Below are 7,624 nucleotides of genomic sequence, written 5' to 3'. Positions count from 1 at the left end.
CCAGCCCCATCCTCAGGAGAAAACCATGCTTGTCAAAGATGTAATGCACGGACGCGCCGTCGCGATTGACCCCAATGAAACCCTGCCCAGCGCCGCCGTGATGATGGAAGAACTCGGCGTCAAGCGCCTGCCCGTGATGCAGGGGGGCCGCGTGGTCGGCCTGCTGACCGATGGCGAAATCAAGCGCAAGCTGCCGCATGTGTCCGAGGGCCTCAGTGCCTGGGACTTCGCGGTGAAGGCTGGGCGGGTGCGCGTGCGCGAAGCCATGCGGATGCCTGTGCTGACGCTGACCCCCGAAACGCCGCTGGCCTCGGCAGTACAGACCATGCTGGAACGCCGCGTGGGGGGGATGCCTGTGGTGGACGAGGACGGCGAGTTGCGCGGAATGCTGACCCTGACCGACGTGCTGCGCCGCGCCTCCGAGTCGCCCAACCCTGCCTGGGGCACGGCGGGCGAACACATGAGCCGCGAAGTCGTGTCCGTTTCTGCCGATGACGCCGCCAACGAAGGGGCCGCCCGCCTGACCGTCAGCCGCCTGCGCGTGTTGCCCGTGCTGTCGGGGGGCAAGCTGCTGGGGCTGCTGCACGAAAAGGACGTGACAGCGGCGCTGGAACGCGAAATGGCCGTGCAGGGCCGCGACGTAGCCAGCAGTCTGCTGCTGCGTGACCAGCCCGTCACTGCGCTGATGCGTGCGCCATCGGGACGCCTGACCCCGCAGACCCCGCTGGCGGAAGTGATGTACAAGATGGTCGAACTCGACGTTCACGGCTTGCCTGTGGTGGGCGAAAACGACGAACTGCTGGGTGTGCTCACGGTCAGCGACGTGCTCAAGGCGATGGTGGGTACCGTCTAAAGTCCGACCAGGGAAGGGGAAAACTTCGGCAGGCTTCCTTTGCGGCGCTGCCCCTCCTGCTAGCCTGCTTTCATGCTTGACCCCCGTTCTCTTCCCTTTCCGGCCCAGGTTCACCCCCAGGCCCGCCCTGCCCGGCGGCTGACCTGGGACTCGCGGGAAGCTGGCCCCGACACCGCGTTCGTGGCGCTGCCCGGCGAGAAAATGCACGGCAACCAGTTTGTCGAGCAGGCGCTGGCGGCGGGTGCGCCTTTCGTCCTGACCGACCTGGACGTGCCCCGCGCCATTCGCGTGGACGACGCCCGAAACGCCCTGTTCGCCTGGGCGCGGCACGAACGGGCCAAAAACCCGCTGGTCGTCGGTATCACGGGCAGTGCGGGCAAAACCACCGCCAAGGCCTACGCGGCGGCGGCGCTCGATGCCCACTCCATGCCCGTCTACAACACCATGCCCGCCATCGCCTGTTTTCTGGTGCAGTACGGGGCCAGCCAGCGGCCGCTGGTCGTCGAAATGGGCATTGACCGCATCGGGGAAATGGCGGAACTCGTCGACCTGGTGCGCCCCGACGTGGGCGTGGTGACCACCATCGGCCCCGCCCACCTCGAACAGTTCGGCGACGTGCAGACCATCGCCCGTGAAAAGGGCCTGATTCTCGGAGCGCGGCGCGGGCTGGTGGGCGAGCAGGCCAGCGCGTATTTTCCGCAAACCGACAGCTACGGCTTCGGCAATGTGACCTACCGGGGCGAGGGGTTGGAACTCACGCCGCAGGCGGCCCGCTTCCGCTTCGGCGGCATGGGCGTCATTCTGCCGCTGGCCTCGCGGGTGCAGGCCGAGGCCGCCGTGCTGGGTATGGAACTCGCCCGCGAAAACGGTATTGCCCTGGCCGACGCCGCCGTGCGGATGAGTGCGGTCGAGGTTCCCAGCGGGCGCTACCGGGTGCATCCGGGGCGGTTCATCGTCATCGACGACACCTACAACGCTTCGCCTGTCGCGGTGCGGGCCGCGCTGGACGCTCTGGCCGCTTGGCCCGGACGCCGCATCAGCGTGCTGGGCCGGATGCTGGAACTCGGCCCCACCGAGCGCGACCTGCACGCCGAAGTCGGAGCCTACGCCCGCGAACGGGCCGACCTGACCTACGGCGTGGGCGAGTTCGCTCATGAGTTGGGCGAACGGGCCTTCGCCAACGTTTCCGACCTGCTGGACGACCTGCGGCGCGAAGTGCGGGACGGCGACGTGGTGCTGGTCAAGGCCAGCCGGGGCATTTCCATGACCCCAGAGCAGCGCCTCGGCGCGGGCGTGGGTCTGGACGTGGTGGTCAACGGATTGCTGGAGCAGCGCGGGGAAGGCGTTTAAGGCGTGCTGCCGCCCCGCTTGCCTTTCCGGACACTGGCCTGCGCTCTGGCAGTTTCCCTCCTGAGCGCCTGTGCGCCGACCTCCTCTCCAGTGGAGGCTCCGGCGGCGGCGGTGCCCGGACTTCACGGTGACCCCCAGCGTTTTCGCGCCGCTTTTTCGGACGCGGGGGTGGCCTGGGTGGTGGATGGGCGGGCCTGCGTCGCCCGCGCTCCGGGCTACCGCGTGACCTGTCCCAAACTGCCACCCGCTTCCGACGTGGCGTGGCAGGGCGAAACGGCCTGGGCGCTGCTACCGGGGCCGGGGCTGGCGGTGACCCTCGACCTCGCGCCGCGCAGTGTGGTCGCCGGAGCCGCCGCTGCTCTCAGCAGCACGCGCATTTACCGCCGCGACGGCAGCACCCTCAGCTATGGCGGCGAACCGGGCCGGGGCATAGCGGGTCGCCCGCAAGCCGCCGTGACCGGTGGCGACGAGCAGGACTACGTCTGGCTGGCGGGTCAGGTGCGCCGCGTGTCGGACGGCGTGGTGACCGAGCGGCAGGCCCGCCCCTTCCTGTACCGCACCCCAGCGGGCGCGGCGACTGCCTGGCTCCCGACGGCGGCTGACCGCTTGGGCGAGTACCGCCTGACCGGGAGCGCCCTGGAACACTTCGCCGCCGGGCAGGTGGTGGCCCGCGTGCCGCACGGCGCGGGGCGGGTGGGGCTGGTGCAGGGCGAGGTGGTGACGGTCAGCCCAGCAGGTGAGCTTCGCCGCTTTGCTGCCGACTTGCGGCCCCTGCTGCGCCTTCCGGCGGCGGGTCATCCGGTACTGGCCGCCGCCCCACATGTCAGAGTTCCGTAAGCGGGGGGGTGGTTGCATAGAGACGCTATGTCCGTTGCCGCCCGCCTTCCGAAGCCCTTCTCAATTCACCGCTTTTCAGGCCCGTTTTTCCCTTGCTTGGGAGGTCATACTTTCCATCAGGGGAGCCTGCCCCGGCAGATGAGTGAATGCTAAAATTTGCCCGACTCTGGAGGGAGCATGACGAGCCTCATTAACCGTTTTCGCAGCCGTCCCGCGGCCATAGGCGTGGAGATCGGCACCAGCACCATCAAGGTGGTCGCCCTCAAGGCCGGTTCGCCGCCATCGTTGCAGCACGCCGTCATGGTGCCGACCCCCATCGGCAGCATGCGTGACGGTCTGGTCGTCGAGCCGCAGGCCGTAGCCGGGGAACTCAAAAACCTGCTGGCCGAACACCGCATCACCACCAACTACGCCGTCACGGCGGTGCCCAATCAGGTCGCCGTGACCCGCAACATCATGGTGCCGCGCATGGAACGCAAGGACCTGCAAGACGCCATCCGGTGGGAAGCCGAGCGCTACATTCCCTACCCCATTGATGAAGTGACGCTCGACTTCGACCTCCTCGACGACCCGTCCACCATTCCCGACGACGGGCAGATGGAAGTCGTCATCGCCGCCGCGCCCACCGAGGCGGTTCACCGCCAGATCGAGGTGCTGCGTCTGGCGGGGCTGGAGCCGACCGTCGTGGACCTCAAGAGCTTCGCGGCGCTGCGTGCCCTGCGTGGCAACCTGCTGGGCGAACACCTCACCAAGAGCACCCTCACGGGCAGCAATTACACCGAGGCCGGAGAAGTCGCACTGGTCATGGAAATCGGCGCGAGCAGCTCGGTCATCAACCTCGTGCGCGGCGACCGCATCCTGATGACCCGCAACATCAACGTCTCCGCCGACGACTTCACCACCGCCCTCCAGAAGGCTTTCGACCTCGACTTTGCCGCCGCCGAGGATGTCAAGCTCGGTTACGCCACGGCGACTACGCCCACCGAGGACGAGGAAGACCTGCTCAACTTCGACCTCAGCCGGGAGCATTACAGCCCGGCCCGCGTGTTCGAGGTGGTGCGCCCAGTGTTGGGCGACCTGATCACCGAAATCCGGCGTTCGCTGGAGTTCTACCGCGTGCAGAGCGGCGACGTGGTCATCGACCGGACCTTCCTGGCAGGCGGCGGGGCCAAACTGCGCGGTCTGGCCGCCGCCATCAGCGACGCACTGGGCTTCCGGGTCGAGGTCGCGTCGCCCTGGCTGACGGTGCAGACCGATCAAGCGGGCGTGGATACCGGCTACCTCCAGACCAACGCGCCCGAATTCACCGTGCCGCTGGGGCTCGCCCTTCGGGGGGTGAGCAGCCGTGGTTGAAATTAACCTGCTGCCCAAGGAGTACCAGAAAAAGACGCAGCCGAACGTCTGGAAATACGCCTCGTGGGCTGTGGCGGGACTGACGGCGGCGGTGCTGGGGGGCTGGTTGATTGCGGTGTCGGGCAACACGAACAAGCTGCGCGCCCAGTCGGAAGACCTGCAAAAGCAGATCGAGGCCGTCGCTCCCCAAAAGCAGCGGTACAACGAACTGGTGGCCCGCAAGACCGAACTCGAGCAGGTCACCAACGTGGCGCTGCAACTGCGTGACCGCAAGACCTACTGGTCGAACGATCTCGCCTCCTTCGTGGGCCGGATGCCGGGCAATGTGGTACTGAACAGCATCAACATGACGACTGTGGACAGCGGCACCTCCGCCAACCCCGCCTACGCGGGCAAGGCCGTGACCCGTCAGCTCGACCTCGCAGGCAAGGCGGGCAGCCAGGAGGCCATCATCTCGTTCCTCAACGCTTACGAAACCGACGCCAATTTCGGCGTGGACTTCAAGAGCATGCAGCGGGATACGGGCAGTGGCGCCTACACCTTCTCCGCCGCCGTGGGTGTGGTCGGTGACCAAGCCGCCAATGCAGCCGCGAGTGCCACCACGCCCGTGCCTGCCTCGGGCACGGCTCCGGCCCCCGCGCCGAGCGCCCCGGCCACGCCTGCCCCCGCTGGAGGCAACCCATGAGCAGCGTCAAACTCACGCCCCAGTACATCTTCGCGCTCGTTGTGCTCGCCTGTTTTGTCCTGGGCTACCTCGTCTACAGCCAGCTGATTCAGCCGCGCCAGCTGGAAATCACCACGCTCAACGGTGAAATCGAGCAGCGTCAGCTTCAACTTTCCGCCGACCAGGGCAAGGCGGCTCAGGTGCTGAACCTCACCAAAGAGGTGCAAGGACTCGAAGTGGAACGCGAGCGCTTCTTGCAGGCGCTGCCGCCCACCGCCAATTTCGGGCAGGTCATCAGCAACATCAAGCAGACGGTGAGTGCCGCCGGGGGAGACCTCAAATCGCTGGGCTTTTCTGCCGGAACCGCCGACGCCAATCTCCCCGCCGGGGTCAAACCCATCGGCATCACCATGACCATTGACGGTCAGTTCCCACAGCTTTTTGAAGTGCTGCGCAATCTGGAGTTGCAAGGCCGCTTCACCACCGTGGACACCGTGGGCCTGCAAGCTCAAGCGAACGACTCGGTTCAGGGCAACCAGGGCACGAAGCTGAGCGGCAACATGGGACTGACGGTCTACACCTTCGACGCGGCTCAGGCCGCTGCCGGTGGGACGACGCCCGCTGCGGCGGGGACGCCCGCCCCTGCTCCGGCAGCCCCCGCGCCCTCGGCTTCTGGAGGCACGCAATGAGCCGTTTGCCGAGTGAGACAGACCAGACCCAGACCATCACCACGCAGTCCCAGGACCGCTCGACGCTGAACCTCAACATGCCCCGCGAGGTCAAACTCGTGCTGGTCGTGCTGGGCATGGTCGCCCTGATCGGAGGCTGGTTCGTGTTGACCGGTCAGCCGGGCCAAAATGACGCCGGGGTCAACCCGGTAACGCCTGTGACCAGTTCGACCGACAATGGCGGCACCGACACGGCGGGTGGGGCAAGCACGGCGACGACGGACCCGAACGGGACTGCAACCACCCCGGACGGAACTGCTGGCACGGATGGGACGGGTACGGGAGCAACTCCCGTGGACGGCAACCCCTCGGCAGGAGCGGGTACAGGTGCAGGAACAGGAACCGCTGCTGGTGGAGCCAACGGCAACGAAGCCCTGGTCGCCACTGTCCCGCCCCTGAGTACCGACGCGGGCGAGGCGACGGGCGCCGCGTCCGGTGTCGCGCAGAGCCAGCCCGCTCCCGCTCCTGCGCCTAGCGGAATCAATCCCGAACGGCCCCTGGTGCCCCTCGGTAACACCAACCCCTTCGGCGGCCCGAACTTCACAGCGAGCGGTTCGGTGTCGGGGAACGCTGCGGGCAACACGGGGGGGGCCCAGACGCCGGAAGGTCAGGCAGGTACGAATCAGGAAGACGTGCTCGCGGCTGGCGTGCCCGGGGACAACCAAACGACGCCGCAACCCGCTCCCGCTGCTGTCCCCACGACGCCTGTGGCACCGGCCCCCGTGGTCATCAGTACGCCCACGCCAGTGGCGAGCACCCCTGCCGCCACGCTTGACCCCCTCAGCGGAGCGCTGCCCATTCCGACGCTTCCCAACACGTCCGCGCCTGTGGCCGAATCCCCTTCCGTCACCGCAGTGGCCGCCCCCGCCACCTCTGCCGGGTCGCAGAGGGCGGGCACATCCGGCGGGCAGCGAGCGACCACCGCGCAGACCACGTCTCAGCAGACGACCACCCGGCAACCCGTGGCCCAGAAGCCCGCTGCTCGGCAGCCGACGGCCCAGACCTCTGCGGCTCAAAACGCTGCGGCCCAGCAACCAGCCGCCCGGAAGCCTGTGACACAAGCCGCGTCGCCGAGGCCCACGGGCGGCACGGCGAGCGGCAAACCCCAGACCACCACGGCCCAGGTGCCCACTGTGCGCCCCGTGCCGAGTGGCTCTGTCACCGTGCGCCCGCCTGTCGTCATCAGCGGCAGCCAGACGCCTCAGGTCGTGGGTGGGAGCCAGCCTACCGTCACCACGCCCGCGCCTGACCCGGTGACGCCCCCGCCCATCGTGGCGGCCCGCGTGCCCAAGTCCAATGCGGTGCCCGAACTCGTGGCCCAGGCTCCCCAGACCTCAGGCCGCCCGAACGCCGTGACCGGTCAGACGGGGACGGGCAGCGCCGCTGCACCTACAGGCGCGGCAGCTTCGGCGGGCGCAGCGGGCAGTGCCCAGGCAGCCCCACCCCTCATCACCGTCGCGGGAACGGACGCCGCCAACCCGACCGACTCGGCGGGCGCGGCGGGCACCGTCGTCACGCCCACCGGGGCCACCACGACCCTCAGCCCCCTCGAACAACTGCTCGCGCAGCGCCAGCTCTCGCTCAGCTCGGTGGTGCTGGGGCCGACCAATACGGCTGTCTTCCGCACTGCACAGGGCTTTGTCGTCGTCGAACAGGGCCAGCCCCTTCCCGACAACGAAGGCGGCAAGGTCGTCCTCAAAGAAGTCAAGGCCGACGCCGTGACGCTGGCCCTCGGCAATACCGTCAAGACTCTGGAACTCGAACAAAGGTGAGCCATGAATAAACGACACGCCCTTCTCCTGACCGCCGTGCTGGGCATGGCCGCCGCTCAAGCTCAGA

General features: G+C 67.9%; 7 protein-coding genes. All 7 read left to right on the top strand.

The window, feature by feature from the left end; genetic code table 11:
• Positions 1-853 (top strand): CBS domain-containing protein (locus tag Q4C89_RS12780; RefSeq protein ID WP_303103006.1); only part of this gene is annotated, 853 nt, incomplete at its 5' end.
• Positions 854-925: 72 nt separating this feature from the next.
• A complete protein-coding gene (murF, locus tag Q4C89_RS12775; protein WP_303103005.1) occupies positions 926-2,203 on the top strand; it encodes a UDP-N-acetylmuramoyl-tripeptide--D-alanyl-D-alanine ligase in 1,278 nt (425 codons plus the stop codon).
• A 3-nt stretch (positions 2,204-2,206) separates the two neighbouring features.
• Positions 2,207-3,040 (top strand): hypothetical protein, encoded by an 834-nt coding sequence (locus Q4C89_RS12770; RefSeq protein ID WP_303103004.1) that lies wholly within the window; start codon positions 2,207-2,209, stop codon positions 3,038-3,040.
• A 177-nt stretch (positions 3,041-3,217) separates the two neighbouring features.
• Positions 3,218-4,393 carry a type IV pilus biogenesis protein PilM gene (gene pilM, locus Q4C89_RS12765; RefSeq protein WP_303103003.1) on the top strand — a complete coding sequence of 392 codons (1,176 nt, stop codon included), beginning with the start codon at positions 3,218-3,220 and terminating at the stop codon, positions 4,391-4,393.
• The gene (locus Q4C89_RS12760; protein ID WP_303103002.1) at positions 4,386-5,078 is read left to right on the top strand and encodes a hypothetical protein; all 693 of its coding nucleotides are present in this window, start codon (positions 4,386-4,388) and stop codon (positions 5,076-5,078) included. The genes pilM and Q4C89_RS12760 overlap by 8 nt, the downstream gene beginning before the upstream one ends.
• Positions 5,075-5,746, top strand: a complete 672-nt coding sequence (gene pilO / locus Q4C89_RS12755; RefSeq protein ID WP_303103001.1) for a type 4a pilus biogenesis protein PilO — start codon at positions 5,075-5,077, stop codon at positions 5,744-5,746. Before Q4C89_RS12760 ends, pilO begins: the two co-directional genes overlap by 4 nt.
• On the top strand, positions 5,743-7,557 hold the full coding sequence (locus Q4C89_RS12750) for a hypothetical protein (RefSeq protein ID WP_303103000.1): 1,815 nt from the start codon (positions 5,743-5,745) through the stop codon (positions 7,555-7,557). The genes pilO and Q4C89_RS12750 overlap by 4 nt, the downstream gene beginning before the upstream one ends.
• Positions 7,558-7,624: the final 67 nt, after the last annotated feature.

It is taken from the genome of Deinococcus sp. (genome assembly GCF_030523985.1).
GTDB lineage: Bacteria > Deinococcota > Deinococci > Deinococcales > Deinococcaceae > Deinococcus.
Note: the sequence above shows the minus strand (reverse complement) of the source record. Positions and strands in the feature narration are given on the sequence as shown.

Bases quoted from the DNA above. Each gene is read 5' to 3' on its own strand.
- pilO (WP_303103001.1), top strand. From the start codon at position 5,075: ATGAGCAGCGTCAAACTCACGCCCCAGTACATCTTCGCGCTCGTTGTG.
- murF (WP_303103005.1), top strand. From the start codon at position 926: ATGCTTGACCCCCGTTCTCTTCCCTTTCCGGCCCAGGTTCACCCCCAG.
- Q4C89_RS12750 (WP_303103000.1), top strand. From the start codon at position 5,743: ATGAGCCGTTTGCCGAGTGAGACAGACCAGACCCAGACCATCACCACG.
- pilM (WP_303103003.1), top strand. From the start codon at position 3,218: ATGACGAGCCTCATTAACCGTTTTCGCAGCCGTCCCGCGGCCATAGGC.